The sequence below is a fragment of the Isoptericola sp. NPDC060185 genome (assembly GCF_042728595.1).
Taxonomy (GTDB): domain Bacteria; phylum Actinomycetota; class Actinomycetes; order Actinomycetales; family Cellulomonadaceae; genus Isoptericola.
Genome location: NZ_JBHWYY010000043.1, coordinates 1 through 25,982, shown reverse-complemented (window position 1 = coordinate 25,982; position 25,982 = coordinate 1). Strand labels below are relative to the sequence as shown.

At 74.3% G+C, this 25,982-nt stretch carries 23 protein-coding genes; 12 read left to right on the top strand and 11 right to left on the bottom strand.

Going from position 1 to position 25,982, the window contains the following annotated elements:
- Nucleotides 1–3 precede the first annotated feature (3 nt).
- A complete protein-coding gene (locus ACFWDO_RS14200; RefSeq protein ID WP_380325878.1) occupies nt 4–684 on the bottom strand; it encodes an SDR family oxidoreductase in 681 nt (226 codons plus the stop codon).
- A gap of 240 nt (nt 685–924) precedes the next feature.
- Complete coding sequence (locus tag ACFWDO_RS14195; protein WP_380316775.1) at nt 925–2,409, bottom strand: MFS transporter; 1,485 nt, start codon at nt 2,407–2,409, stop codon at nt 925–927.
- A gap of 114 nt (nt 2,410–2,523) precedes the next feature.
- Here ACFWDO_RS14195 and ACFWDO_RS14190 point away from each other — a divergent pair, with 114 nt between their 5' ends.
- The 6 genes from ACFWDO_RS14190 to ACFWDO_RS14165 all read left to right on the top strand — a co-directional run bounded on the left by ACFWDO_RS14190 (nt 2,524) and on the right by ACFWDO_RS14165 (nt 6,928).
- Nucleotides 2,524–3,444, top strand: coding sequence for a helix-turn-helix transcriptional regulator (locus tag ACFWDO_RS14190; protein ID WP_380316778.1), 921 nt, complete (start codon nt 2,524–2,526; stop codon nt 3,442–3,444).
- Nucleotides 3,445–3,451: 7 nt separating this feature from the next.
- Nucleotides 3,452–4,669 (top strand): pyridoxal phosphate-dependent aminotransferase, encoded by a 1,218-nt coding sequence (locus ACFWDO_RS14185; protein WP_380316781.1) that lies wholly within the window; start codon nt 3,452–3,454, stop codon nt 4,667–4,669.
- 9 nt (nt 4,670–4,678) lie between these two features.
- Nucleotides 4,679–5,560, top strand: coding sequence for a hypothetical protein (locus ACFWDO_RS14180; RefSeq protein WP_380316784.1), 882 nt, complete (start codon nt 4,679–4,681; stop codon nt 5,558–5,560).
- A 77-nt stretch (nt 5,561–5,637) separates the two neighbouring features.
- Nucleotides 5,638–6,108, top strand: coding sequence for an SRPBCC family protein (locus tag ACFWDO_RS14175; protein ID WP_380316787.1), 471 nt, complete (start codon nt 5,638–5,640; stop codon nt 6,106–6,108).
- A complete protein-coding gene (locus tag ACFWDO_RS14170; RefSeq protein WP_380316791.1) occupies nt 6,105–6,464 on the top strand; it encodes an ArsR/SmtB family transcription factor in 360 nt (119 codons plus the stop codon). The genes ACFWDO_RS14175 and ACFWDO_RS14170 overlap by 4 nt, the downstream gene beginning before the upstream one ends.
- Nucleotides 6,465–6,469: 5 nt before the next feature.
- A complete protein-coding gene (locus ACFWDO_RS14165; protein WP_380316794.1) occupies nt 6,470–6,928 on the top strand; it encodes an SRPBCC domain-containing protein in 459 nt (152 codons plus the stop codon).
- A 71-nt stretch (nt 6,929–6,999) separates the two neighbouring features.
- Here ACFWDO_RS14165 and ACFWDO_RS14160 read toward each other — a convergent pair whose 3' ends face one another.
- A complete protein-coding gene (locus tag ACFWDO_RS14160; RefSeq protein WP_380316797.1) occupies nt 7,000–8,031 on the bottom strand; it encodes an acetylxylan esterase in 1,032 nt (343 codons plus the stop codon).
- 96 nt (nt 8,032–8,127) lie between these two features.
- Here ACFWDO_RS14160 and ACFWDO_RS14155 point away from each other — a divergent pair, with 96 nt between their 5' ends.
- On the top strand, nt 8,128–8,925 hold the full coding sequence (locus ACFWDO_RS14155) for a DeoR/GlpR family DNA-binding transcription regulator (RefSeq protein ID WP_380316800.1): 798 nt from the start codon (nt 8,128–8,130) through the stop codon (nt 8,923–8,925).
- A gap of 38 nt (nt 8,926–8,963) precedes the next feature.
- Here the strand turns inward: ACFWDO_RS14155 and ACFWDO_RS14150 are convergent, their stop codons facing one another.
- The 8 genes from ACFWDO_RS14150 to ACFWDO_RS14115 form a co-directional block, all read right to left on the bottom strand.
- Nucleotides 8,964–9,818, bottom strand: a complete 855-nt coding sequence (locus ACFWDO_RS14150) for a LacI family DNA-binding transcriptional regulator (protein ID WP_380316803.1) — start codon at nt 9,816–9,818, stop codon at nt 8,964–8,966.
- Nucleotides 9,819–9,892: 74 nt separating this feature from the next.
- Nucleotides 9,893–12,184, bottom strand: a complete 2,292-nt coding sequence (locus ACFWDO_RS14145; RefSeq protein ID WP_380316806.1) for an FAD-dependent oxidoreductase — start codon at nt 12,182–12,184, stop codon at nt 9,893–9,895.
- A 90-nt stretch (nt 12,185–12,274) separates the two neighbouring features.
- Nucleotides 12,275–14,191 (bottom strand): BNR-4 repeat-containing protein, encoded by a 1,917-nt coding sequence (locus tag ACFWDO_RS14140; RefSeq protein ID WP_380316809.1) that lies wholly within the window; start codon nt 14,189–14,191, stop codon nt 12,275–12,277.
- 80 nt (nt 14,192–14,271) lie between these two features.
- Entirely contained in the window at nt 14,272–15,591 is a 1,320-nt protein-coding gene (locus ACFWDO_RS14135; protein ID WP_380316812.1) for an extracellular solute-binding protein, read from the bottom strand.
- 68 nt (nt 15,592–15,659) lie between these two features.
- On the bottom strand, nt 15,660–16,601 hold the full coding sequence (locus tag ACFWDO_RS14130; protein WP_380316815.1) for a carbohydrate ABC transporter permease: 942 nt from the start codon (nt 16,599–16,601) through the stop codon (nt 15,660–15,662).
- Nucleotides 16,598–17,521 carry a carbohydrate ABC transporter permease gene (locus ACFWDO_RS14125; RefSeq protein ID WP_380316818.1) on the bottom strand — a complete coding sequence of 308 codons (924 nt, stop codon included), beginning with the start codon at nt 17,519–17,521 and terminating at the stop codon, nt 16,598–16,600. Before ACFWDO_RS14125 ends, ACFWDO_RS14130 begins: the two co-directional genes overlap by 4 nt.
- Nucleotides 17,522–17,755: 234 nt before the next feature.
- A complete protein-coding gene (locus ACFWDO_RS14120) occupies nt 17,756–20,032 on the bottom strand; it encodes an alpha-galactosidase (RefSeq protein WP_380316821.1) in 2,277 nt (758 codons plus the stop codon).
- Between the two features lie 35 nt (nt 20,033–20,067).
- Complete coding sequence (locus ACFWDO_RS14115; protein ID WP_380316824.1) at nt 20,068–20,466, bottom strand: RidA family protein; 399 nt, start codon at nt 20,464–20,466, stop codon at nt 20,068–20,070.
- Nucleotides 20,467–20,553: 87 nt separating this feature from the next.
- On the opposite strand from ACFWDO_RS14115, the gene ACFWDO_RS14110 reads away from it, so the two are divergent.
- The 5 genes from ACFWDO_RS14110 to ACFWDO_RS14090 all read left to right on the top strand — a co-directional run bounded on the left by ACFWDO_RS14110 (nt 20,554) and on the right by ACFWDO_RS14090 (nt 25,879).
- Complete coding sequence (locus ACFWDO_RS14110; protein WP_380316827.1) at nt 20,554–21,642, top strand: hypothetical protein; 1,089 nt, start codon at nt 20,554–20,556, stop codon at nt 21,640–21,642.
- 75 nt (nt 21,643–21,717) lie between these two features.
- Nucleotides 21,718–21,984, top strand: coding sequence for a hypothetical protein (locus tag ACFWDO_RS14105; protein WP_380316830.1), 267 nt, complete (start codon nt 21,718–21,720; stop codon nt 21,982–21,984).
- A gap of 225 nt (nt 21,985–22,209) precedes the next feature.
- A complete protein-coding gene (gene pdhA, locus ACFWDO_RS14100) occupies nt 22,210–23,376 on the top strand; it encodes a pyruvate dehydrogenase (acetyl-transferring) E1 component subunit alpha (protein ID WP_380316833.1) in 1,167 nt (388 codons plus the stop codon).
- Entirely contained in the window at nt 23,373–24,374 is a 1,002-nt protein-coding gene (locus ACFWDO_RS14095; protein ID WP_380316836.1) for an alpha-ketoacid dehydrogenase subunit beta, read from the top strand. Before pdhA ends, ACFWDO_RS14095 begins: the two co-directional genes overlap by 4 nt.
- A gap of 20 nt (nt 24,375–24,394) precedes the next feature.
- Complete coding sequence (locus tag ACFWDO_RS14090; protein ID WP_380316839.1) at nt 24,395–25,879, top strand: dihydrolipoamide acetyltransferase family protein; 1,485 nt, start codon at nt 24,395–24,397, stop codon at nt 25,877–25,879.
- The last annotated feature ends 103 nt before the right edge of the window (nt 25,880–25,982 follow it).

The window sequence follows — 25,982 nt, the reverse complement described above, 5'->3', positions numbered from 1 at the left end:
GGCCTAGTCCAGGTTTCGCAGCGCGGCGGGGATCGGCGTGTCCCCCGCGGAGAAGCGCACGAACCGGCCGATGGTCGCGGGCTCGCGCAGCGTCCGCGCGACGACCTGCGCGACGTCGGCGCGCGGCACGCTCGTGTCGGTGCCGCGCGGCACGGGGCCGGTCTCCGGGAACAGCGTGACGCGCCCGGTGGGCGGCTCGTCGATCAGGGTGCCGGGGCCGAGGATCGTCCAGTCGAGGTCGGTGGTGCGCAGGTGGTCGTCGGCGGCCAGCTTGGCGTCGGCGTAGGCGAAGAAGCCCGCGCTCTCGGGGACGCCGTGCTCCGGCGTCGAACCGATCCACGACACCATCACGTACCGCCGCACGCCGGCGCTCGCGGCGGCGTCCATGGACCGGATCGCGGCGTCGCGGTCGACGGCGTAGGTGCGCTCCGGGTTGCCGCCGCCCGCCCCGGCGGACCAGACGACGGCGTCCGCGCCGGCCAGGACGGCGGCGATCTCCTCGGTGGTCGCGTGCTCGACGTCCAGGAGCGCGGGCTCCGCGCCGAGGTCGGCGACGCGGTCGACCTGCTCGGGCTTGCGGACCACCCCGACGACGTCGACCACCGGGCCCGTGCCGCCGTCCGCCAGCAGCGGGACCAGCTGGCGCGCGACCTTGCCGAGCGCGCCGATGACGACGACCTTCATGACGACCTCCGAACGGGGCGACGGACCGGACTCCCACCGTCGCCCACCCGATCCCCGGACGGCAACCTGCGAGCCGAAAGCACGGTGATCTTGAGCAACCACCCGGCGGATCCTGGGCCGATCCTGAGGTCGCCGTCGCACCCTCGTCGTGGGGGCAGCCCCTGGCCCCCACGAGCACGGCGCCTCCCCGACTCCCCGTCGCGGGGCGGCGCCGTGCGGACGTCTCGCGCGGGCCCGCCGTCAGCGGGCCCGCGCGATGCGCGTGGCCAACGCGGCGAAGACGAGCGCCAGCCCGGCCTGCACGACGACGGCCACCGCGAAGCCGCCGGGCAGCCCTGCCGCCGCGCCGCCGGGGGAGTGCGCGGCGACGGCCTGGAACAGCCCGCCGAGCACGGCCACGCCGAGCCCGAGACCGAGCTGCTGGAGCGTGGTGAACAGCCCGCCCGCGACGCCCGCGGCCCAGGTGGGCGTCCGCGACAGGACGGTCCGCAGCACCGGCCCGTACATGAGGGCCTGCGCCGCGCCGAGGGCCATGAGCAGCGGCTGCAGGGCCGCAGCCCGGTCGCCGTGCCCGCTGCCCACCACGAGCCCGAGGGCGAGCAGCACCGCTGCCTGCGCCAGCGCGGCGCCCGTCATCGTCCACCGCCCGGTGCGCCGCTCGATCGCGGGCAGCGCGAGGGCCGTGGCGATGAACGCGCCGCCGAAGCCGAGGAGCAGCACGACCGTGCCCTGCGCGTCGGCGCCGAGCGCGCCCTGCGCGAGCGCCGACACCTCGTACAGGAACGCGCCGTAGCCGGTGAAGAACAGCAGCGTCATGACGAGGCCGTGCCGCACGGCAGGGGTGCGCAGCACGGACGGCGGCACGACGGGCAGCTCGCCCCGCCGCTCGGCCGCGCGCTGCGACCGGGCGAACAGGGCGAGTACGGCGCCCGCCGCGGCGAGCATCCCGAGCAGCACCGGCGGCCACCCGGCCGACGCGCCGAGCGTCAGCGGCACGACGAGCAGCAGGAGGCCCGCGGCCAGGAGGGCCGCGCCGCGCAGGTCGAGGGCGAGCGGCGCCGTCGACCGGGACTCCGGCACGGTCCGCAGCGCGAGCAGCGCCGCCGCCGCGATGGCGCCCGTGGCGACCTGCACCGCGCGCCAGCCCAGGTGCGGGCCCGCCATCCCGGCGACGGCCCCGGCGAGCACCTGCCCGGCGATCGTCGCGACGCCGCTCACGGCGGTGAAGAGGGTGACGCCCAGCGCGCGCAGCCGGTCGGGCGCCGCGGCCTGGATCGTCGAGAGCACCTGCGGGGTGAAGAGGCCCGCGGCGACGCCGAGTCCGGCGCGCAGCGCCACCAGCGTCGCCAGACCGGGCGCGAAGGCCGCCGCCGCGGACAGCACCGCGAACGCCACCAGCCCGACGGCGAGCAGCCGCCGCCGGCCGTACCGGTCCCCGAGGCGTCCGGCGACGACGAGCGTCGCGGCGAACGTCGTCGTGTACGCGGACAGGACGAGCTGCCCGCCCGACGTCGCGGCGCCGAGGTCGGCCGTGATCGCCGGGGCGAGCAGGTTGACCGACCCGAACGTCATGTTGACCGGCAGGTAGGCGACGAGGAGGACGGCGAGGCCGATCCCGGTGAGGGCGCGGGGTGCGGTGGTGCGGGGTGCGGTGGTGCGGGGCGCCGTCGCCGCAGGGGCCGTGGTGACGGCGGGCTGCGCGGCGGGTGCGCTGGTCGTGGTCATGACGACGACGGTGCGCCCCCGCTCATCCTGGTACCAGGAGCCTGCTGATCGTGGTACCGGCACCACCTGGTTCGAGGCTGGATCGGCGGCACGGGCCGGGCGACACTGGTCGTCATGACCGCCACGTCGCCCGACCGTGCCGCCCTCGGGGAGTTCCTGCGCGAGCGCCGCGGGCGGATCGGGCCGGGCGACGTGGGGCTGCCCGTGAGCGGCCGGCGCCGCACGCCGGGGCTGCGCCGCGAGGAGGTGGCGCAGCTCGCCGGCGTGGGGGTCACCTGGTACACGTGGCTGGAGCAGGGCCGGGCGCGGAACGTGTCGGACCAGGTGCTCGACGCCGTCGCCCGGGTGCTGCGGCTCGACGCCGCCGAGCGCCGCCACCTCCTGGCCCTGGCCGGGCGGGAGCCCGCCGTCGCGCCCGGGCCGCCGCCCCAGGTGCACCCGGAGCAGCTGGCCGTGCTGGAGCAGCTGCTGCCCTACCCGGCCGCGATCCAGACGGACAGCTACGACCTGCTCGCCGCGAACCGGGCGTACCGGTACCTGTTCGACGACCTCGACGCCCACCCGCCCGAGGAGCGCAACTGCGCGTGGCTGATGTTCACCGAGCCGCGGTGGCGCGGGGCGCTCGGCGAGGCCGAGGAGACGGTGCTGCACAACATCGCCGCCCGGCTGCGGGCGCGGGAGCCCGAGCATCGCGAGGACCCGCGCTGGGCCGCGCTGCTGGGGAGGCTGCGCGCGGAGTCGCCGGACTTCGTCCGGCACTGGGAGTCGTACGACGTGGCCGGCGACGGCACCCAGCTGCGCCGCTACCGCTCGCCGCGCGTCGGCACGCTGGAGGTGCACTTCCAGAGCCTGTGGATCGACCGCGCGCGCGGCGACCGCATCATCCTCATGACCCCCGCCGACGACGCCACCCGGCAGCGGCTGGAGCGCCTCGACGCGCTGGTGGGGGCCGCGCCCGCCACCACCACGCGGGACGACGCCGGGGCCGCTCGTCGTGGAATGGCCGTGTCGGGCACCCGGGAGGCGGGGGGATGATGGACCCGTGCGCACCATCCGACAGAGCCGCAAGCTTCTCAACGTCCGCTACGACGTCCGCGGTCCCATCCTCGAAGAGGCCCAGCGCCTCGAGGCCGAGGGCCATCGCATCCTCAAGCTGAACATCGGCAACACGGCGCCGTTCGGCTTCGAGGCACCGGCGGCGATCCTGGCGGACATGGTCCACCACCTGCCGGAGGCGCAGGGGTACAGCGACTCGCGCGGCATCTACGAGGCGCGGACGGCGGTGGCGCAGTACTACCAGTCGCGCGGCCTGCGGGACACGACGGTGGACGACGTGTTCATCGGCAACGGCGTCTCCGAGCTCATCTCGATGGTGCTGCAGGCGTTCGTCGACGAGGGGAACGAGATCCTCGTCCCCGCGCCCGACTACCCCCTGTGGACGGGCGCGGTGACGCTGTGCGGCGGCACGGCCGTGCACTACCGGTGCGACGAGGAGAACGGCTGGATGCCGGACCTCGAGGACATCGAGTCGAAGATCACCGAGAACACGCACGCCATGGTGATCATCAACCCGAACAACCCCACCGGCGCCGTGTACTCCAAGGAGATGGTCGAGGCGCTCGTGGACATCGCGCGCCGCCACGACCTCGTGATCCTCACGGACGAGATCTACGAGAAGATCCTGTTCGACGGCGCCACGCACCACCACGCCGCGGCGGCCGCGGGCGACGACGTCCTGTGCCTGACGTTCAGCGGCCTGTCGAAGGCGTACCGCGTGTGCGGCTACCGCGCCGGCTGGGTCATGATCTCGGGCCCCAAGGAGAACGCCACCGAGTTCCTCGAGGGCCTCACCCTGCTCGCCAACATGCGCATGTGCGCCAACGTCCCCGCGCAGCACGCGATCCAGACGGCGCTGGGCGGGTACCAGTCGATCAACGAGCTGATCGTGCCCGGCGGCCGCTACTACGACCAGGCGATGCTGGCCGACAAGCTCCTCAACGAGCTCCCGGGCGTGACGTCGGTGCGCCCGCGCGGCGCGCTGTACTGCTTCCCGCGCCTCGACCCGGAGATGTACGCGATCGACGACGACCAGCAGTTCGTCATCGACCTGCTGCGGGCCAAGAAGATCCTGGTCACCCACGGCACGGGGTTCAACTGGTTCGAGCCCGACCACTTCCGCCTCGTCACGCTGCCCGACGAGGAGGTCCTCACCGAGGCCATCGGCCGCATCGGGGAGTTCCTGGCGACCCGTCGCCGCTAGTCTCGACGCATGTCGCAGGCTCGCGGTCTCGCACGTCAGATGTGGCACGCGCTGGAGCCCGTGCACGCGCTGTTCTGGTACGCGCCCGAGGTGTTCGCCGAGGCCGCGGGCCTGGGTTTCGCCGTCGACTCGCGCTGGCCGAGCTACTTCGCGTGGCGGGCCGCACCGCTGGGCGCGGCGGGGGCGCAGCAGGTCGGCGCGGCGTTCTACAGCTTCAGCCCCCGCACGACGGCGGAGCACGTGCCCGCCGCGTGGCGGGTCGCTGAGCCGGAGCGGATCCTCGAGGCGCGCCTGCGCGGGGTCGACGCGATGTACCGCGCCGTCCTGGGCGACCGGGTCGTCGACGGGGGCGGCGACCTGGCCGAGGCCGCCGCCCTGGCGCGCGAGGCCGCGGGATCCGTCGCGACGGCGGGTCGGCCGCTCGCCGCGGCGAACGCCGACCTGCCCTGGCCGGACGAGCCGCACCTGGCGCTCTGGCATGCGATCGGCATCCTGCGCGAGCACCGCGGCGACGGGCACGTCGCGGCCCTGCTGACGGCGGGGCTCGACCCCGTCGAGGCGCTGGTCTCGTTCGCCGCGATCGGCGCCGCGCCCGTCGAGGCGTTCGCCGGCCGGGGCTGGACCGACGACGAGTGGCTCGCCGCGCGGGACCGCCTGGCAGCCCGCGGGCTGGTCGACGGCGCCGGCGAGGCGACGGCGGCGGGCCGCGAGCTGCGCGACGCCGTCGAGCGGACCACCGACGACCTCGCCGCCGCGCCCTGGCTGGCGCTGGGGCCGCAGAAGGCCGGCCGCCTCGCGCAGCTGACCGGCCCGTTGCGCGAGGCCAACCTCCGCACCGGCCTGTACCCCCGCGCCACCACGCTGGGCATCGGCACGGTTCAGGCCACCTAGGCGCTACGCAACAAACGGTTGCGCTTCTCGCGACTCAGGACTACCGTGATGTGCAACCGAAAGTTGCAGGAGGGGTCATGGGGTCGACGAGCGAGCTGGGAAGCATCGAGCGCGAGCTGTACGTGGAGGCGTCGCCGGAGGTCGTCTTCGAGGTGGTGAGCCGCCCCGAGCACGTGCGGCAGTGGTGGCCCGACGACGCGGACTTCGACCCGGAGCCCGGCGCGGCGGGGTCGATCACGTTCGGCGCGGGCCCGGACCGGACCGTCGAGTCGTTCACCGTGGTCGAGTCGCTGCCGCCGCGCACGTTCTCGTTCCGCTGGACGCACCCGGCCGGCGAGGAGGCGCGGGCGGGGAACTCGCTGCTCGTGACGTTCGACCTCGTCCCGTCCGGCGACGGCACGCTGCTGCGGATGACCGAGACGGGCTTCCGCGAGCAGGGCTGGGAGGTCGCGGTCCTGGAGCAGCGCTACTCCGAGCACGTGGACGGCTGGGCCTTCTACCTGCCGCGGCTGGTGACCTACGCCGGGTCGCTGGAGGTCCGGTCATGACCGAGGCAACGGGTGTCGACGACGTGCTCTGGTCCGCCATCGGCGACCCGACCCGCCGCCGCATCCTCGACCTCCTGCTCGCCGACGGCGGCGGCACCGCCTCGTCGCTGAGTCGGCAGCTGCCGGTGACCCGGCAGGCCGTGGCCAAGCACCTCGACGTGCTCGACCGGGCCGGCCTCGTCCGCTCGACGGCGGTGGGCCGGGAGAAGCAGTGCCGGGTGGACGCCGCCCAGCTCGAGCGGGCGGCGGACCAGCTCGCGACCGTCGGCCGGGCGTGGGACCGCCGGCTGCACCGCATCAAGGCGATCGCCGAGGCGATCGAGAGCACCCGGAAGACCGACACGAGAAGGAGCTGATCGCGATGGTGGACATCCTGCACCGGATCGGGGCCAGGACCCCGACGCCCGAGGCGATGTACGAGGCGCTGACCACGGTCGACGGCCTCGCCGGCTGGTGGACCGAGAGGACGACGGGGGACGCCGGCCTCGGCGGGAAGGTCGAGTTCCGGTTCCCCGGCGCCGGCCACGACGATCCCGGCTTCGACATGGAGGTCGTGGAGGCCGTGCCGCTCCAGCGCGTGGTGTGGCGGGTGGTCGACGGCCCCGCGGAGTGGGTCGGCACGACGGTCGAGTGGGACCTGCGCCAGGACGGCGACTGGACGATCGTGCTGTTCGCACACCGCGGCTGGCGCGAGCCCGTCGAGTTCATGCACCACTGCAGCACCAAGTGGGCCGTGTTCCTGCAGAGCCTCAAGGCCCTGGTCGAGGGCGGCGACGCCGCGCCGTCGCCCCGCGACGTGAAGATCGACGACTGGAACTGAGCCCACTCCCCGAGGTAGTGCCTCCCGTCCTCCGGTAGTGCCCGCCGTGCACGACCGGAGGACGGGAGGCACTACCGCGTCGCGCGGACCACGGCGTGCGCGACGTGCGCGCGCGTTGCCGCGAACGCCGCCGCCAGCTCGCGCGCCTGGCCGGGGTACTCCGCGTGCCCGGCGGAGTGCACCGCCAGCTCCAGCTCGGCCCCGGTGCCGGACAGGCCGGCGACCCGGACCCCGGCGGCGACGCCGAACTGCCCCGGCGGGGGCACGTGCGCGTCCCACAGGGCGCACTCGACGCGCGTCGGGACGCGCAGGTAGGTCGCCGCCACGGACGCGTCGGTGAGCGCGAGCACCGCACGGGCCTCCGGGTGCCGCGCCACGTACCCGCGCTGCGCCTCGCCGCTGCCCGTGCAGGGCACGGCGAGGCGCTCGTCGTACTGGCCGAAGCTCGGCACCTCCAGCGTGGCGCCCACGAACCGGTCGTCCCATGGCACGGCCAGGGCGCCGACCCCGCCGCCGAAGCTGCTGCCCACGTAGTACAGGGGCAGGTCGGCGGGGATGCCCGGGACGTCGGTCAGCGCCTCCTGCAGCGCGGTGGCCGCGTGCCACAGGTCGACGGCGCACCGGCCCAGCACGTACGTCTCGACGTCCTCGATGCCCGCCAGCACGTGCGCCGTCGAGACGTCCGGGGCGCCGACACCCGCGTTCAGGACACCGAGCCCCCGGGCGACGGGGAAGATGACGGCGGCGTCGTGCGGCACCCGCTCGAACGACGGCGCGTCGCGGCCGCCGTAGCCGTGCCCGTGCACGATCCCGACCCGCACCTCGACGTCCACAGGCAGCGCCAGCCAGGCGCGCAGCCGCAGGCCGCCGGCGGCGGTGAACGTCACGACCGACACCTCGTGCGCCCCCTGCCGGCCCACCGGCTCGGCCACGACGTCCGCCGGCACGCCCCGCGCGTCGTCGTGCCAGGACCGCCACAGGTCGGCGAAGCCCTCCGGCTCCGCGGAGGCCGGCACGGCCAGCAGGCCGTCCCGGTCGTACCCGTACGTGCCATCGATGGGGCTGTCGGGGAACCAGGCGTCGTAGGGGGCGGGCAGCGTCACGGAGATCTCCAGGGCGGGACGGGGCAGAGCCAGAACGAGGCGGCGTCGGTCACGACGTCGCGTGACAGACTGTGCCGCGGGTCGAAAGGGGAGCGGGTGCTCGTCGCAGAACGCAGGTCACGGATCGTGGCCGAGGTGCGCCGTCGGGGCGCCGCGAGCGTCACCGAGCTGGCCGAGGAGCTGGGCGTCAGCGCGATGACGGTGCGCCGGGACATCGAGGCGCTCGCGGACGCGGGGGAGCTGGACCGGGTGCGCGGCGGCGCCACGACCCGCGGCGACGCGGGCGGGACGCAGGAGCGCGGCTTCGCGTCGCGGGTGCAGCAGCAGGTCGCGGCCAAGCAGGCCATCGCGCGCCGGGCGGCGCAGCTGGTGGAGCCCGGCATGGCGGTGGGCCTCTCGGGCGGCACGACGACGTGGGTCCTCGCGCAGGAGCTGCGCGCCGTCCCGGACCTCACCGTCGTCACCAACTCGCTGCCCGTCGCGGAGGTGTTCCGCCGCCCCGACCGCGCCGACGAGCCGTACACCCAGTCCGTGGTGCTCACCGGCGGGGTGCGCACGCCGTCCGACGCGCTGGTGGGGCCGGTCGCCGTGCGCTCGCTGGAGCACCTGCACCTCGACGTCGCGTTCCTCGGCGTGCACGGGGTGGACCTGCACGCGGGCCTCACCACGCCCAACCTGCTGGAGGCGGAGACCGACCGCGCGCTCCTGGCCGCCGGCCAGGACGCCGTCGTGCTCGCCGACCACACGAAGTGGGGCGTCGTCGGCCTCACGACGATCGTCGACCTGCACGAGGTGGAGCGCCTCGTCACCGACGACGGCCTGGACGCCGACGCCCGCGAGCTGATCGAGGCGCACGTGGGCGAGCTCTGGGTGGTCCCCGCCGACCCTGCCTGACGGCACTGCCGACCGCACCGCCGATCGCGCCACCGGGCTCAGCGGGTGGTGCTCGCGCGCTGCACGACGCGCGCCGGCACCACCACGTGCTGCACCGGCAGGTTCGCGCCGGGCGGCGTGGCGATCTGCCGCTCCAGCTCCCCGAGGGCGCGCTCGACCAGCGCCTCCTTGTCGGGCGAGACGGAGGTGAGCGACGGCGTCGTGAACCGCGCGCCGCGCACGTCGTCGATGCCGACGACGGCGACGTCCTCGGGGATGCGCCGCCCGGCCTCGTGCAGGGCGGGCAGGGCGCCGAAGGCGACCGAGTCGTTGGAGCAGACGATGCCGTCGAGCTCGACGCCGCGCTCCAGCAGGCCGCGCACGGCCCGCTGCCCCTCGGCGGGGGTGAACGCCTCGACCTGGGCCACGAGGTCCGGGTCGTCGACGATCCCGAGCGCGGCCACGGCCTCGCGGTAGCCGGCGTACCGGCGGTCCGCGGCGTCCGACGGACGGGCGTCGCGGGGGCCGACGAACGCGACCCGCCGGCAGCCGACGGACGCCAGGTGCTCGGTCGCGGCGTACGACGCGGCCCGGTTGTCGATCGTCACGTGCGTGAACGGGCTGACGAGGATGTGCTCGCCCAGCAGCACCAGCGGCCCGGGGGAGGTGCGCCGCGTCAGGTCCGCCACGGACAGCGCGCGCGGGATGTGGATGAGCCCGTCGGTCGGGGGCAGCCCGATGCCGTTGGCGACGTCCACCTCGCGCTCGTGGTCGCCCGCGGTCTGCTGGATGAGGATCGACAGCCCGCGCTCGTCGGCGCGCCGCACCAGCAGCGCCGTGAGCTCGGCGAAGTACGGCTCCTCGAGGTCCGGCACGGCGAGCGCCACGATGCCGGTGCGCTCCTTCCTGTGCACGGCGGTCAGCGTAGCCCGGGCCTGCGTGGTCGCGCTGCCGCGCACCGGGCGGGCGAGCCCTGCGTGCGCCACCGTCACTCCTGCACGCGCAGCGCGACCACGCGGGCCTGCGCTGCGCCGTTCGTGGCGCCGACGACGAGGCGGACGGCGCGCAGCGGGCCGACGTCGGCGGGCAGCGGGTGGGTGCGCAGCCGCCACCGGTTGTCGGTCTCGTCGGCGACGGTCACCCAGCCGCCCTCGTCGGGGGTGCCGGCGGGCAACACCTCGAGGCGGTAGTCCTTGACGAGCGTCGGCATGATCTCGTCGGGCGTACGGTGGTGGTGCAGGGTGTTGAGCTCGACGTCGAGGTCGTCGTCGAGCACGACCCGCACCTCGCGCGCCGTCACCGGCTCGTCCCAGTCGAGGCGCAACCACTCGTCGCGGCCGGGCACCATCGGCGACGACGCCCACAGGTGCGGGCCGCCGTGGTTGCGGTGGTACCCGCTCGTGGCGCGCTCGGGCGCGAGGGCGCGGGTGTCGGGGCCGGCGCGGAACACGACGGACCGGCCGCGCAGCGGCTTGGTGGGCCACTGCACCAGCAGCTCCTCGGAGCTGATCTGCACGTTCTGGTCGTCGTTGTCGACCCGGTGCACCAGCGTGAGCACCCCCGCCGGCAGCGGGGACGTGAGGCGGACCGCTACGTCCGGGTTGGCGCGCAGCACGACGACGGCGTTCTGCGGGACCTCGGGCGCGAACGGCACGTGCGCGGTGACCCAGCGCTCGTCGCCGGCGGGCACGACGACGTCGGTCTTGGTCTCGAGGTGCGCGGGCACCACGTTCTGCGGCTTGCCGGTGGAGAACACCTCGACCGACAGCGTGGTGTCGCGGCGGGCGGAGACGAGCAGCTCGACCGTGTCGAGGCGCGGGTCCACGGGGAGCACGATGCCGAGGTCGACGTCGAGGTCGTAGACGTCGTACGCGTCGTAGGGGTCGCCGTCGGCCGGCTCGACGACGGGCGCGGCGATCCGCGTCGTCGTGCTGGAGGCGGTGACGGTGGCCCGGCGGGCGAGGTCGTGCGGGTCGGTGTTCGCGATGCCGACGGCGGGCGCGTCCCAGCGCAGCAGCGTCTGGCGCAGCTCGTCGAGGTGGTCGGTGTAGATGCCGCGCGGGGTGGTGCCGTGCTCCACGCACAGCGCCGCCGCGGTGCCGGCCGCCTGGCCCATCGCCCCGCAGGTGGCCATGACGCGCGCGGCGCCGAAGGCGATGTGCGTGGCGGAGACGTCGCGGCCGGCGAACAGCATGTTCTCCACGTTCACCGAGTACAGGGAGCGGTAGGGGATCTCGAAGACGCCCTCGGAGAACCGCTGCAGCGCGCCCGCGCCCTCGGCGTACATGCCCTGGGCGGGGTGCAGGTCGATGGACCAGCCGCCGAACGCGACGCCGTCGTCGAACACCGTCTGGTCGATCACGTCGCCCTGGTGCAGCGTGTAGTCGCCGACGAACCGGCGGTACTCGCGCTTGCCGGGCACGTTGCCGATCCACTCGAGGGTGAGGTTGTCGGCGTCGAACTTGCCGGAGTTCTTGATGTAGTCCCAGATGCCGAGGATGACGCCGCGCAGCTCGTCGCGGATGCGCTCGTTGTCGTCGACGATGTCCATCTCGCCGCCCCACTCGATCCACCAGTAGTGGGCGCCCGAGTCACCGCTGCGGATGACGCGGTTCATGGGGATGGGCGTGGACGTGATGTCGATCGCGGTCTCCGGCGCGACGTACTTCACCGGGTGGCCGAGGTCCTTGGTGTAGAAGAGCAGCGTGGAGCCGAGGAACTCGCGCACCGGCTCCGGCGGCGCCCACTCCTCGCCGAACTCGGCCTGCGACTCCTTCCCGAGCCGGTAGCGCGCGCCCGCCAGGGCGCCGACGAGCCCGTCGCCCGTGCAGTCGAGGAAGACCGGGGCGGTGAACGTCGTGAGGATCTCCGAGCCCATCGTCCAGCCCGTCACGGACTCGATGCGGCGGGCGTCCTCGGGGCCGGTGGCGACGACGTCGCGCACGTCCGTGTTGAGGAAGAGCCGGATGTTCTTCTCCCGGCGGACGGTGTCGAGCACGACGTCGTCCCAGTACACGGGGTTGCCCTCGGGGTTGCGGTACTGGTTCTCGACGTACATCTCGCCGACGATCCCGGTCTCGCGGGCCCAGCGCTGGTTGCCGTGGGCGGTGGCGCCGCACACCCACACCCGCACCTCGGAGGAGGAGTTGCCGCCCAGCACCGGTCGGTTGCCCGCCAGCACCACCTGGCGGCCCAGCCGCGCGGCGGCGACCGCCGCGCTGACGCCGGCGAGCCCCCCTCCGACGACGACGACGTCCGCCTCGACGGTCTGCGTACGCATGATCTCTCAGTCCTCGATCCGATGGTTGTGCTGGTCGAACAGGGTGTTTCGGGTGGTGCGGGGGCGGGTGTGCGGCGCCGGTCGCGGGCGTCAGCCGGCGGCCAGCACCTCGATCTCGAAGACCCGGGCCACGTCCGTCTCGGACGCCGACGGGTCGGTGGCGACCAGGCGGACCTGGTCGGCCGTGACACCGGTGACCGGGAGGGTGACGATCCCTGCCGTGCTTCCCGTGACCGCGCCCACCTCCACCCAGCCGTCCGCGGTGTGCAGCTCGACGGAGAAGTCGCGCAGCACGGCCGAGGCCGGGTCGACGGCGGCGCGGTAGCCGCTGTGCACCCGGACCGACGCCACCGGGGCGGCGTCGTCCCAGGCGACGGTGAGGGTGGGGGTCGCGTCGTCAGCGGCCGAGATCCAGCGGCTGTCGTCGGTGAGCCGGCCGTCCACGGCCTTCTCCCCGCCCGTGTCGGCGCGCAGCGCGGACGACGCGGTGACGGAGCCGCCGAGCGCGAGGTTGCCGGTGGGTCCCGGGGTGCCCGGGTCGCCGCCGCCGTCCTCGCCGCCGTCGTCGTCGCGGACCCCCGCGACGACGTCCGCGAGGGGGCTGCCGACCAGCGGCCCGCCCGTGCGGGGCACGCGGGCGTGGAACAGCGTGCCCGACGTCGGACCCGACTCGGCGGCGCTCACGTACAGCACGTCCGTGCCCGACGCGGGGCCGGTGCGGATCGTGCGCGCCGCGAGGCGCTGCTGACCCACCTGCACGTCCCCGAGCCCGGCGAACCGCCAGGTGCCGCCGTCGAGCCCCCGCTCCGCGCGGACCACCTGCGTGCGCACCTGGCCGGCGACCGTGCCCTGCACGACCGCGTACGCGCGGGTCGTGCCCGCCGCGGACGTGGCGTCGAGGGCGGCCACGGTGTCGGTCCCGGCGCCGAGGTCGTCGGCGTCGATCACGGTCTCCCGCTGCCAGGCGGCGCCGTCCCAGCGGGCGAAGCGCACGTCGAAGCGGTCGGGCGTGCCGTCGGCCTTCGCCCCGGCGTACCGGTAGACGACGCCCGCGAGGGTGTCGCCGTGCACGGCCAGCTTGGCGGTCTGCACCGTCGGGCCGTCCGTCTGGAGCGACTCGCCGTCCACGAACGGCTGGTAGACGACGGCCCCGCCCGCGGACGGGGAGATCGGCGTGCTCAGGGCGTTCCCCGCGGCGTCGTGCCACGAGTCGTCCGCCGGGTCGTAGACCGCGTACGAGCCGAGGTGGCGGTACGGGCCCGCGGCCCAGCGGTGCCACTCCCACAGCACGTGCAGGCGGCCGTCCATGCCGACCTCGAGGTCGTCCGGGTAGACCGACGCGCCGACGCCCGAGGCGAAGACCGCCACCCGGGACCAGGTGCCCGTCGCGGTGTCGAAGCGGTACAGGCGCCCGTCGCGCACCGTGGCCTCGTCGCGGCCGCCGCGCACCATGACGTACGCGTCGCCGTCGGCGCCGCGCGCGGTGACGGGGTACGTCATCGGCACGCCCTGGTCGGGCAGGTCCGCGCTCGCGTCGACCAGCGACGTGATGTCCCCGGGCGTGGTGGAGCGGAAGTACTGCCACGGCACGTGGTGCATCGACACGAACGCGTGGATGGTGCCCTCGCCGTCCACGACGATCGACGGCTGGTCGTGCCCGCTGTCGTCGAGGAAGGTCGCGCACGAGCCGTCGTCGGCGCGCAGGCAGCCGGCGGCCCACCCGCCGTCGGGGCCCTGCGCGGCGATGTGCACCTCGTGGCGCGCGGGGTCCGCGGCGGGCGAGTCGAACGCCATGTAGGTGACGCCGTCGACCACGTCGAGCGGCGTCCACCAGCCCGCGTTGTTGGAACGGTCCACGGGGAACGGCAGCTGCTCCACGGACTCGGCGTGCTTGCCGGGGGTGGCCGGGGCCGCCAGGGCGGCCGCGGCGGGGACGGTGGCGGCGGCCACCGCGGCCGCCGCGAGGGCGGCCGCGGTGCGCAGCACGGGGGTGGGGCGTCGTCGCATGGTTCCTCCTCGAACCGTGGTCGTGACTCCGGGGTGGGCGGGGACGGGCGGGGTGAGGACGGGCAGGGCGGGGAGGTGCGTCAGCCGACGAGCTTCTGCGCGGCCTCGCCGGCCTTCTGCATGGCCGTCTTCGGGTCGGTCTTGCCGACGAGGACGGCCTGCACCTGCTCGGCGATGACGGTCTCGATCTGCGAGTACGCGGTGAACGCCCAGAACGGGTTGGACGAGGACGTCGCGGTGATGCGCTCGCTGAACTGCGACCCGAACTCGTCGGACGCGACGACGTCGGACTGCTGCGCCTCGGTGGTGACGGGCGGCAGGCCGCGCACCTCGTAGTCGGCGAGCACGGTGTCGAGGTCGGACGTCGCGAACTGCGCGAAGTCGGCCGCGGTGGCCGCGCCCTCGCCGTCGACGACGGCGATCGCGCCGCCCCACACCAGCGCGCGGGGGGTGTCGCCGGCCTTGAGCACCGGGCGGGAGACGGGGACGAGCTTGCTGCCGAGGTCCTTGTCGGGGGACTCCTCGGTGACGGCGCCGCGGCCGACGGGGGCGTCGTCGTAGATCGCGGCGCGGCCCTGTGCGAACAGGGAGCGGGCGTCGAAGCGGTCGACGTCGGCGGCGATGAGCTTCTGGTCGTAGAGACCCTTGTACCAGGTCACGGCCTCGACGGAGGCGTCGTCGCCGATGGTGACGGTGTCGCCGTCGACGAGCGGGCTGCCGAAGGTCTGCATCCAGATGAGGATGTCCTTGAGCTGGGCCGCCTTCGTGGACGCGGCGTAGGGGATGAGCCCGTCGCCGAGGCCCTTGAGGTCCTTGAGCGACTTCTCGAACTCGTCGACCGTCGTCGGGAAGGCGTCGGCGTCGATGCCGGCCTTCGTCAGCAGCTCCGAGTTCGTGACGAGGCCGATGGCGCCGATCGTCCACGGCAGGCCGTACTGCACGCCGTCGAACTGGGCCGCCGACAGCGCCGCGTCGGTGTACCCGCGGCCCTCGGTCAGGGCCGACAGGTCCTGCAGCTTGCCCATGGCGGCGAGCGAGCCGAGCCACGCGACGTCCACGTGCGCGGCACCGGTGAACTGACCGCCCTTCACCTGGAGCGTGAGCTGGTTGATGTACTCGTTGTAGGGGAACGAGACGTCCTTGATCGTGACGCCGTTCTTGTCCTGGTAGGCCTTGACGATCGCCTCGAGGGCCGGCGCCGCGGCCTCCTCGGTGAAGGACCAGGACGAGAACGCGAAGTCGGTCTTGGCGCCGCCGGTCGCGGCGGCCGAGGCCGCGCCGCCCGCCGGGGACGGGGCCGACGGGGCGCAGGCGGCGAGGGCGGCGGTGCCGGCGCCGAGGCCGAGCAGCTGCAGCACGCGACGTCGCGACATGGCGCTCTGGGGAAGGGTGAGAGACATGGGGATCCTCCGCATCGAGGGTCGTTCGGGGTGGTGGACGGTGGAGCGGGGCGGGACGGTGGGCGCCGTCAGCCCTTGACGGCGCCGGCGGTGAGGCCGCCGACCAGGTACTTCTGCAGGGCGATGAAGGCGATCGCGACGGGCAGCGACACGACGAGCGACGCGGCCATGAGCTCGGGCCACGCGGTGGAGGCCTCGCCGATGAACGTGTTCACCAGGCCGGGCGGCAGGGTCTGCTTCTCCGGGCCGGCCAGCGTGAGGGCGAAGACGAAGTCGTTCCAGCCGCGGACGAAGGCGAACAGCCCCGCCGCGATCAGGCCGGGCGCCGCGAGCGGCAGCACGATCGAGTGGATGATCCGCAGCCGGGACGCGCCGTCGACGCGGGCCGCCTCGATGAGCTCGTCCGGGATGGTGTCGAAGAAGCCCTTGAGCATCCACACGCACAGCGGCAGCGTGAACGTGGTGAAGCTCAGCACCAGCGCCGTGTACGTGTTGAGCAGGCCGTACGCGCTGAACACGGTGTAGAGCGTGACCAGGAGCAGCGCCTGCGGGAACATCTGCGACGCGAGCACCAGGTACATCAGCGAGCGGCGGCCGCGGTAGCGGAACTTGGAGAACGAGTACCCCATGTACGCCGAGACCAGGACCGACAGCACGGCGGTGATCACCGAGACGATCACGCTGTTGCGCAGGTAGCCGAACAGCTGGTCGTTGGAGGCGAGCGACGCGAACGCGTCCAGGGTGGGCGCGGCCGGGAAGAACCGCGGCGGGTACGCGAACACCTGGTCGCGCGGCGTGAGCGACGTGGCCAGCAGCCAGTAGACGGGCAGGAGGCCGAAGCCGCCGCACACCACGACGGTGGCCCAGGCGGCGACCCGGACGCCGGGCCGCTCGGAGCGCAGGGCGCTGCTGCGGCGGCGGCGCTGCGGCGGGCGCGGGGTCTCGCCGGCCGAGGCCGACGCGGCGGAGTGCGGGGTGGGCGCGGCGGGGAGCTGCGTCGTCGCGCTCATCGCTCCTCTCCCTTCTCCGAGAAGCGGACGTACACGACGACGAGCGCCATGAGCAGGATCATCCACAGCAGGCCCAGTGCGCCGGCCTTGCCGAGGTCGTAGCCCTGGAAGGCGGTCTCGTACACCGCGGTGGCGAACGTCTGGGTGGCGCCCGCGGGGCCGCCGCCGGTGAGGACGTAGATGATGTCGAAGTGCTGGAAGTTCCAGATGAACTCCAGCAGCACCACGAGGCCGACGATGCCCTTGAGGTGCGGCAGCGTGATGGCGAAGAAGCGGCGGACCGTGCCCGCGCCGTCCATCTCGGCGGCCTCGTGCAGCTCGACCGGCACCGTCTGCAGGCCCGCGAGCAGCATGACCATCATCCACGGGAACGACTGCCAGGTCTTCGCCAGCACGACGGCGCCCATGGCCGTGGCGGGCTGGGCGAGCCAGGCCTGCGGGTCGTCGATCAGGCCGATCGACTGCAGCAGCGCGTTCATCACGCCGTAGTTGGCGTTGAAGATCCACATCCACAGGAACGACACGACGACGCCGGGCACGAGCCAGGGGATGAGCATGAGACCGCGCAGCACCTTGGCGCCGCGGATCCGGGTGTTCAGCGCGAGCGCCAGGGCGAACCCGATGACAAACGGCAGGATCGTCGTGCCGAGCGTGAAGACCAGCGTCTGCCGCAGCAGGCGCAGGAAGTCGCCCTGCAGCACGTCGACGATGTTCTGCAGCCCGACGAACGTCCGTCCGGGCAGCACGAGGCTCTGCTCGAAGAAGGCCGTGACGAGCGCGGCGATCAGCGGGTAGAGGACCACGCCGGCCAGCAGCGCGACGCCCGGCAGCAGCAGCAGGACGGCGAACTGCCCGTCGCTGAGCCGGCGCGGTGCCGTCTGTGACTTTCTGTGTTCAAGAGTGTGAGTTTGTGAACTCATCGTGTCCACGTCCCTGTGGGTCAACCTCGGCAACGAGGGTGATGATCTGGTGTCCGCGACACACTCTGGCGGAACGTGGCCGATCTGGTCAAACCCCTACGGTCTCGGTGCGGTAACAACTGCGCTCCTTGGTGAACAGAAGAACACAGAAGTTCACATCAAATGTGAGCGCGCGAGAGCCCGGTGTGGGTCGTGCGGAGTATCGCGGGCACCCGGCGGGGCCGGCGCGGAGCGTCAGTCCACGGCCTCCACGAGCAGCACCAGCGAGGTCTCGGGCGGGGCCTCGGGTGCCTGCAGGCCGGCGACGGCGAGCGCACGGCCGGTGAGCACGGTGCCGCGGGGCAGGTCGTCGGGCTGCGCGGGCCGGGGCAGGGGCGTGACGCCGTCGGACGCCACGGCGCCGTCGGCCGAGGGCAGCCCGAACCACGGCGGCACCGTCCAGACGCCGAAGGCCTCGCGGCTCAACGGCAGGGGTGTGACGCGATAGCGGCGCCCGGGGTCCAGGCCGCGCAGCGTGAGGCGGCCGGGCGGGGCCGACGCCGGGCGGGTGAGGGTGGCGACCTGGAACAGGGCGCGGGAACGGTCGGCGGCGACCACGCCCCACACCTGCGGGGCGTCGGGGGCGGGGGAGTCCTGGCGCACGAGGGTGCCGGTGTGCAGCAGGCCGCGCTCGGCCTTGTAGAGCTCGATCCAGCGGGCCAGGTCGGCGAGCTGCTCGGGCGTCGACCGCGTGAGGTCCCACTCGATGCCGAAGTGGCCGAACAGCGCCGTCGCCGCACGGAACGCGAGCGAGTGCGCGCGGCGGGTCTGGTGGCTGACGTCCGCCGCGACGTGCGCGCCCAGGTACTCCAGCGGCAGCAGCTGCGCCGTCCACGGCTGCATCTGCTGCCGCTCCAGCGGGTCCGTGCAGTCCGACACCCACACGCGCTGCGTGTGCTCGGCGACGCCCAGGTCGACCCGAGCGCCGCCCGACGAGCACGACTCGATCTCCAGCCCGGGGTGCCGGCGGCGCAGCTCGGCCATGATCCCGTAGGCCGCGAGCGTCTGGGCGTGCACGACGGGCCGCCCGTCCCGCCCGGAGCCCGGGTCCACGAGGTCGCGGTTGTGGTCCCACTTCACGTAGTCGACGCCGTGCGCGCCGATGACGGCGCTCATCCGCTCGAGCACGTAGGCGGCGGCGTCCGGGTTCGACAGGTCGAGCACGTGCTGGTGCCGCGACGGCACCGGGACGCGGCCGCCGGCCCCCATGACCCAGTCCGGGTGGGCGCGCGCGAGGTCGCTGTCGAGGTTGACCATCTCCGGCTCGAACCACAGGCCGAACTGCATGCCGAGGCCGTGCACGTGGTCCGCGATCGGGTCCAGCCCGTCGGGCCACACCTCCTCGTCGACGTACCAGTCGCCCAGACCGCGGGTGTCGTCGCGGCGGCCACGGAACCAGCCGTCGTCGAGCACGTACCGCTCCACGCCGAGCTCGGCGGCGGCGTCGGCCAGCGCGGTGAGGCGCGCCAGGTCGTGGTCGAAGTAGACGGCCTCCCACACGTTGAGCGTCACGGGCCGCGGGGTGCGCGGGTGCGCGGTGCGGCGGCGCAGCATCCGGTGCAGGCGCGCGGCCTGTGCGTCCAGGCCGTGGCCGTGCACGCCGTACACCCACGGGGTCCCGTACTCCTCGCCGCCCGCGAGCGTCACCTCGCCGGGCAGCAGCAGCTCACCGCCGCCCAGCACCTGGTCGCCGGTGGGGAGCCGCTCCGCCCAGTGCCGGTGGTTGCCCGACCAGCCCACGTGCAGGCCCCACACCTCGCCGCGCGCGAAGCCGAACCCGGGCTCGCCGACCGTGAGCAGCGTGGCCGCGTCGGCGCCGGTGCGGCCCCGTCGCCCCTCGCGCAGGTGCGTGCCGACCGTGAGGTCGTGGCGCTGCGGCACGCGCTCCTTGCCCCACCGGCCGGTGAGGTCCAGCACCTCGCGTGCCCGCGGCGGCACGGGCAGGACGACGGCGAGCTCGTGCAGCCGGTACGGGCCCCCGTCGTTGCGCAGGGCGGCGCGGGCGCGCAGCACGCCGTCGGGCGTGAGCTCGACGTCGAGGACGAGCGTGAGGCGGGCGGTCGTGTCCGTCGCCTCGACGCGCAGCGCCCCCGCGCCTCCCTCCGTGAGCCCGGTGGCCAGGGTGCCGCCGCACAGCGTCGCGACCCTGGTCGTGAAGCGCGGCGACCAGGCGTCGCCGTCGCGCTCGCCCACGATCCCGGGACGCCCGAGCCACCCCGTGCGCGGCTCGGGCACCAGCGCCACGCGGGTCGGCTCGTCCGGGCCGTTGTTCGCGAGCGGCGGCGTCGCGGCCAGGGCCACCGCGGCGGCGTCGTCGGCGGAGAGCGGGCCGAGGTCGTCTCCCCAGTGCACGACGGCGGGCAGCTCACCGCCACGGGCGTCGATCAGCACGCTGACGCCGTCGGCGCGCAGGTGGACGAGGGCGTCGACGGCGGCGGGCGTGGAGGTGGCGGGCGCTGTGGTGGCGGTCACGCGCCGAGCCTGCCACCTCCCGGCCCGTCCCGGCGTCAGGCCTCCGGGACCGTCGCGATCGCCTCGACCTCGACGAGTGCGCCGCGCCGGGCGGGTGCGACGGCGAGCACCGTGACGGCGGTGCGCGCCTGCCAGACCCGGCCGGACGCGGCGTAGGCCTCGTTCGGGTCGATGGTGGGGTCGAGGTAGATCGTCAGCTTCGCGACGTGCTCGATGTCGGTGCCCGCCTCGGTGAGCACTGCGATCACGTTGCGCAGCGCCTGCTCGGTCTGGGGACCGAGGCCGCCCTCGACGAGCGCGCCGTCGGGCCCCGTCCCGTTCTGGCCGCCCACGTACAGCGTGCGCCCGGCGGGCAGGATCATGCCCCACGCGAACGCGGGGTTCTGGTGCAGCTCGGGCGGGTTGACGGGCGTCGGCGTCGACTGCGCGGCCATGGGGTGTCCCTTCGTCGAGGTGAGCCCCCAGCCTCCCGCCGGCCACCGACACCCGCCCGCCTCGCCGGGGGCTCCTAGGGTGGGCGCATGCCCGGGACCACCCGCCTCGATGCCGCCGCGCTGCTGTCCGGGCCGCGCGGCCGCAGGCTGTGCCTGGAGCTCGCGCAGGCGCAGGACGACGACGTGCGGCTGGCGATCTTCTACGCCGCGTACGACCTGGACCCCGGCGCCGGGACCTCGCGGGTGATGTTCGGGCAGGGCGTCGCGGACCGGCCGCGCCTGGTGCCCGGCGACGTGGTGCGGCGCCTGCAGGGCGCGACGTTCACCGTGCCCGACGAGCGGCAGCTGCTCCGGGCCCTCGAGTCGGCGGTCGGCAACGCCCGCTACTGGCAGGAGCCGGACGGCGAGGACGTGCTCGCCGCGACGCCGGAGGTGGCGGCCGCCCTCGGCCCGGTGGCCGAGGCGCTGCTCGCCGCGCCGTCGGCCGCCTGGTGGTCCACGGCGGCGCCGGCCACCACCCAGCGCGAGGTGGTCTGGTACGACGACGGTCGGCTCGGCCCGCCCGGCACGACGGCGGCGGGCCGGCCCGACGCCCTCGCCGCGTGGCGCTCCGAGACCCACGCGGGCGAGCGGACCGCGGCACGCGAACGACCGGCCGACCCGCGCGCGAGCTGGAGCGGTGAGTGGTGGTCGGTGCCGCCCCACGAGCTGCTGCGCACCACCCGCGACCTGGGCGCCGTCGGGCCGGTCGGGCTGTGGCTCGTGGAGGACGACTCCGGCTGGGAGCGCGGCAGCGTGCGCGCGGTCGCGGTGGCCGACGACGCCCGGGTGCTGGAGGTCGACGGGCCGGGGGACTGGGCCGACCTGTGCCGCCGGCACCCGCTGGAGGTGACCGCCTCGCGGCGGCACGACTGGTACCGCGCCACCGGCCGCGACGGCACGTGGGTGCTCCCCGACTGGTCCGCGGTGGCGCGCGAGGCGGACGCCGTGCACCTCACGACGCGCGGGTACCTCACGACGGCGGGGCTGCCCGTACCGGTGTCGGACGGCGTCGCGTCGGTGCTCGCCGACTGGGACCCGGACGCGACGTTCTGGTTCGCAGGGGCGGCGGCGGACCCGGGCACCGCGCGCGACTGGCGGCTCGACGACGACACGGACTCCTGGCGGGCCGCCTGATCGCCGTGCTGCCGTGCTGCCTGACCCCGTGCGTCCGGGTTGCGACCTGGCCGCGGCCGGGAAGACTCGCTGCCCATGGACACCTGGGACTACGACCAGCTCACGGACGACTACGGCTGGCTGTTCGGCACGGCCGCGATCGTCGTCTACCTCGCGATCGCCGTGCTCTTCCTGATCGCGTACATCCGGATCATCCAGAAGGCGGGCTATTCGGGCTGGTGGATCCTCGTCGGCATCGTGCCGATCCTCAACGTGGTGATGTTCCTCGTGTTCGCGTTCTCGCGCTGGCCGGTGCTGCGGGAGCGGGACGCGCTGCGGGTGGGCCAGGCATACCCGCGCTGACCTGCGGGGGCGGCCGCGGGCCGCGGCGGCTTTGGAGGAACCCTCCAAACTGAGCGGGGGGACATTGGTAGCGCCGTCGGGGGGTGCGCCCCATGGACGGCAACCTACGCTGGCGTAGGCTACGAAGGCGTAGGTTCCGGTGGGTCCACCGTTCGGGTGGCACCGGGACCTCGTCCGTGCCGGAGCAGCCCGCCCCGCCCGGGGGCCGCCAGCGAAGGAGAACGCGTGCCGCAGACCACCACCGGCGAGCCCGACGTCGCGCCCGCCGACGTCACGCCTGACGTCGAACCCCTGATCCAGCTCGTCTCGCCCACCGGCGAGCGTGTCGTCGAACCCGACAACGCGACCTACCGCTCGCGTGTCGACCACCTCACCTCCGAGGACCTGCGCGCCCTGTACCGCGACATGGTGCTGACGCGACGGTTCGACGACGAGGCCACGGCCCTGCAGCGGCAGGGCGAGCTCGCGCTGTACGCGCAGGGCCGTGGCCAGGAGGCCGCCCAGGTCGGGTCGGCGTACGCCCTGTCGCCGCAGGACTACGTGTTCCCCTCGTACCGGGAGCACGGGGTGCTGCAGGCGCGCGGCGTCGACCCGGTCGACCGTCTCCGCCTGTACCGCGGCGAGGACCACGGCGGCTGGGACCCGGCCGAGCACAACGTGCACCTGTACACGCTCGTCATCGGCTCGCACGTGCTGCACGCGACCGGCTACGCGATGGGCGTCCAGCGCGACGGCGCCGTCGGCACCGGCGACCCGGAGCGCGACGCTGCCGTCGTGACCTACTTCGGCGACGGCGCCACCAGCCAGGGCGACGTGAGCGAGGCGCTGGTGTTCGCGGCCGTGAACAACGCGCCCGTCGTGTTCTTCCTGCAGAACAACCAGTGGGCGATCTCCGAGCCGACGTCGCGCCAGACGCGCTCGCCTCTGTACCGGCGCGGGGAGGGCTTCGGCATCCCCAGCGTCCGCGTGGACGGCAACGACGTCCTCGCCTGCTACGCCGTCACCGCCGAGGCGATCGAGCGCGCGCACTCCGGCGGCGGCCCCACCTTCGTCGAGGCGTACACGTACCGCATGGGCGCGCACACCACCTCCGACGACCCGACCCGGTACCGGTCGCGCGCCGAGGAGGACTACTGGGCCCGGCGTGACCCGATCGACCGCCTCGCTGCGCTGCTGCGGGCCGAGGACGCCTGGGACGACGACTGGGCGGCCGGCATCGAGGCCGAGGCCGACGCACTCGGCGAGCGGCTGCGCACGGAGGTCCGCGAGCTGGGCGCCCCGCCCACCGCGACGATGTTCGAGCACGTGTACGCCACCGAGCACGCGCAGGTCACGGCCGAGCGGGCGTGGTTCGAGCAGTACGAGAACGAGACGAGCGAGGCGACCCGATGAGCGAGACCCTCACCTTCGCGCGCGCCATCACGGAGGGCCTGCGCTCCGCCCTCGAGTCCGACCCGAAGGTCCTCGTCATGGGCGAGGACGTGGGCCGCAACGGCGGCGTCTTCCGCGTCACCGACGGGCTGCAGAAGGACTTCGGCGAGGACCGCGTGGTCGACACGCCGCTCGCGGAGTCCGGCATCGTCGGCACCGCGATCGGCATGGCGCTGCGCGGCTACCGGCCGGTGTGCGAGATCCAGTTCGACGGGTTCGTCTTCCCGGCCTACGACCAGATCACGACCCAGCTCGCCAAGATGCACTACCGGTCGCGCGGTCGGCTGCAGGTGCCCGTCGTCATCCGCATCCCCTACGGCGGCGGCATCGGCGCGGTGGAGCACCACTCGGAGAGCCCGGAGGCGCTGTTCGCGCACACGCCCGGCCTGCGCGTCGTGTCGCCGTCCACCCCGCAGGACGCCTACGACATGATCCGCGCGGCCGTCGCGTCGCCGGACCCGGTGCTGTTCTTCGAGCCGAAGGGCCGCTACTGGTCCAAGGGCGAGGTCGAGCGCAGGGCCTACCCGACCGTGGCCGCCGCGGGCGCCGCGGACGTGCTCAACCGGGCGCGCGTCGCCCGGCCCGGCACCGACGTCACGCTCGTCGCCTACGGGCCCACCGTCGCGACGGCGCTCAAGGCCGCCGACACCCTGGCCGCCGAGGGCACCAGCGCGGAGGTCGTCGACCTGCGCTCGATCTCGCCGCTCGACGTGACCGCCGTCGCGGAGTCGGTGAAGCGCACCGGCCGCTGCGTCGTCGTGCACGAGGCGCCCACGTTCCTCGGCTCGGGCGCCGAGGTCGCGGCGCGCGTCAGCGAGGAATGCTTCTACTCGCTCGAGGCGCCCGTGCTGCGGGTGGGCGGCTTCCACGCGCCGTACCCCGTCGCGAAGCTGGAGCACGAGTACCTGCCGAGCGTCGACCGCGTCGTGGACGCCGTCGACCGCGTGCTGGCCCACTGAGAGCGGAGCCGAGGAGACCGATGAGCACCCAGCGTTTCCCCCTGCCCGACGTGGGCGAGGGCCTCACCGAGGCCGAGATCGTCGAGTGGCGCGTCGCCGTCGGCGACACCGTCGCCGTCAACCAGGTGATCGTGGAGATCGAGAGCGCCAAGTCGCTCGTCGAGCTGCCGTCGCCGTGGGCCGGCACCGTCACGGCGCTGCTCGCGGAGGAGGGCACGACGGTCGACGTCGGCACCGCGATCATCGAGATCACCACCGACGCGCCGGCCCCCGGGGGCTCCGACGCGCCCACCTACTACGGCTCGGGCGACGCGTCCGAGGAGGCGTCGGCAGGGGGCTCCGGCTCCGTGCTGGTCGGGTACGGCACGGGTGATGGCGCGGGCGGCGGCCGACGACGGCGCCGTCGCGGCGCGGCCCCCGAGGCCGAGGTCCCGAGCCCGGCGCCCGCGGCCCCTGCCGCCCCGGTCGCGCCGACATCTGTGCCGGCCGCAGCTCCGACGCCGGCCCCGGTACCCGCCCCGGCGGGCCCGGCGATCGAGAAGCCGATGGCCAGCGTGCCGTCGTCGTCCGGCGCCGCGTCCACCCCCACTGCCGAGCGCGCCCGCGTGCTGGCCAAGCCGCCGGTGCGCAAGCTCGCCAAGGACCTCGGCGTCGACCTCGCGTCCGTGCACCCCACGGGCCCGGGCGGGATCGTCACGCGGGAGGACGTCGTCGCGCACGCCGAGGGCGCCGCGCCGAAGCCGCTGGCCACGTACCCGGATGACGACCGGCCGTGGCTCGCGTCCGGCACGGTCAGCGGCGACGGCCGCCAGACGCGCGTGCCGGTGAAGTCGGTCCGCAAGCGCACGGCCGAGGCGATGGTGGCCAGCGCCTTCACCGCCCCGCACGTGACCGTCTTCCAGACGATCGACGTCACGAAGACGATGCGCCTGGTCGCCACCCTGAAGGAGGACCGCGACTTCGCGGACGTGCGCGTCACGCCGCTGCTCGTCGCCGCCAAGGCGATGCTGCTGGCGGTCAACCGGCACCCGCAGATCAACGCGAGCTGGGACGAGGCGTCGCAGGAGATCGTCTACAAGCACTACGTGAACCTGGGGATCGCGGCGGCGACGCCGCGCGGGCTCGTCGTGCCGAACATCAAGGACGCGCACACCCTCGACCTGCTCGGCCTGGCGAAGGCGATCGCGTCCCTCACCTCCACCGCGCGCGCCGGCCGCACGCAGCCCGCGGACATGGCCGACGGCTCGATCACCATCACCAACGTGGGCATCTTCGGCACCGACACCGGCACCCCGATCCTCAACCCGGGGGAGGCGGCGATCCTCGCGTTCGGCGCGATCCGCAAGCAGCCGTGGGTGCACAAGGGCAAGATCAAGGCGCGCTGGGTCACGCAGCTGGCGCTGTCCGTCGACCACCGCCTGGTCGACGGCGAGCTCGCCGCCCGCTACCTGGCCGACGTCGCGAAGGTGCTCGAGGACCCGTCGCGCGGCCTCGTCTGGGGCTGAGCCGCGAGTTAGTCCCGATCCCCGCGAGGTAGTTCCGAAAATGCCGAGGTAGTTCGAAACTCGGCGAGGTAGGGAAAAAACACGCCGATTATAGAACAAACAG

What these genes read in the sequence shown, in the direction of transcription:
- ACFWDO_RS14190 (WP_380316778.1), top strand. Translation starts at nt 2,524, where the DNA reads ATGACCGCCACGTCGCCCGACCGTGCCGCCCTCGGGGAGTTCCTGCGC.
- ACFWDO_RS14115 (WP_380316824.1), bottom strand. Translation starts at nt 20,466, where the DNA reads ATGGCCGCGCAGTCGACGCCGACGCCCGTCAACCCGCCCGAGCTGCAC.
- ACFWDO_RS14180 (WP_380316784.1), top strand. Translation starts at nt 4,679, where the DNA reads ATGTCGCAGGCTCGCGGTCTCGCACGTCAGATGTGGCACGCGCTGGAG.
- ACFWDO_RS14095 (WP_380316836.1), top strand. Translation starts at nt 23,373, where the DNA reads ATGAGCGAGACCCTCACCTTCGCGCGCGCCATCACGGAGGGCCTGCGC.
- ACFWDO_RS14140 (WP_380316809.1), bottom strand. Translation starts at nt 14,191, where the DNA reads ATGCGACGACGCCCCACCCCCGTGCTGCGCACCGCGGCCGCCCTCGCG.
- ACFWDO_RS14135 (WP_380316812.1), bottom strand. Translation starts at nt 15,591, where the DNA reads ATGTCTCTCACCCTTCCCCAGAGCGCCATGTCGCGACGTCGCGTGCTG.
- ACFWDO_RS14125 (WP_380316818.1), bottom strand. Translation starts at nt 17,521, where the DNA reads ATGAGTTCACAAACTCACACTCTTGAACACAGAAAGTCACAGACGGCA.
- ACFWDO_RS14110 (WP_380316827.1), top strand. Translation starts at nt 20,554, where the DNA reads ATGCCCGGGACCACCCGCCTCGATGCCGCCGCGCTGCTGTCCGGGCCG.
- ACFWDO_RS14130 (WP_380316815.1), bottom strand. Translation starts at nt 16,601, where the DNA reads ATGAGCGCGACGACGCAGCTCCCCGCCGCGCCCACCCCGCACTCCGCC.
- ACFWDO_RS14105 (WP_380316830.1), top strand. Translation starts at nt 21,718, where the DNA reads ATGGACACCTGGGACTACGACCAGCTCACGGACGACTACGGCTGGCTG.
- ACFWDO_RS14170 (WP_380316791.1), top strand. Translation starts at nt 6,105, where the DNA reads ATGACCGAGGCAACGGGTGTCGACGACGTGCTCTGGTCCGCCATCGGC.
- ACFWDO_RS14165 (WP_380316794.1), top strand. Translation starts at nt 6,470, where the DNA reads ATGGTGGACATCCTGCACCGGATCGGGGCCAGGACCCCGACGCCCGAG.
- ACFWDO_RS14145 (WP_380316806.1), bottom strand. Translation starts at nt 12,184, where the DNA reads ATGCGTACGCAGACCGTCGAGGCGGACGTCGTCGTCGTCGGAGGGGGG.
- ACFWDO_RS14090 (WP_380316839.1), top strand. Translation starts at nt 24,395, where the DNA reads ATGAGCACCCAGCGTTTCCCCCTGCCCGACGTGGGCGAGGGCCTCACC.
- ACFWDO_RS14175 (WP_380316787.1), top strand. Translation starts at nt 5,638, where the DNA reads ATGGGGTCGACGAGCGAGCTGGGAAGCATCGAGCGCGAGCTGTACGTG.
- ACFWDO_RS14200 (WP_380325878.1), bottom strand. Translation starts at nt 684, where the DNA reads ATGAAGGTCGTCGTCATCGGCGCGCTCGGCAAGGTCGCGCGCCAGCTG.
- ACFWDO_RS14195 (WP_380316775.1), bottom strand. Translation starts at nt 2,409, where the DNA reads ATGACCACGACCAGCGCACCCGCCGCGCAGCCCGCCGTCACCACGGCC.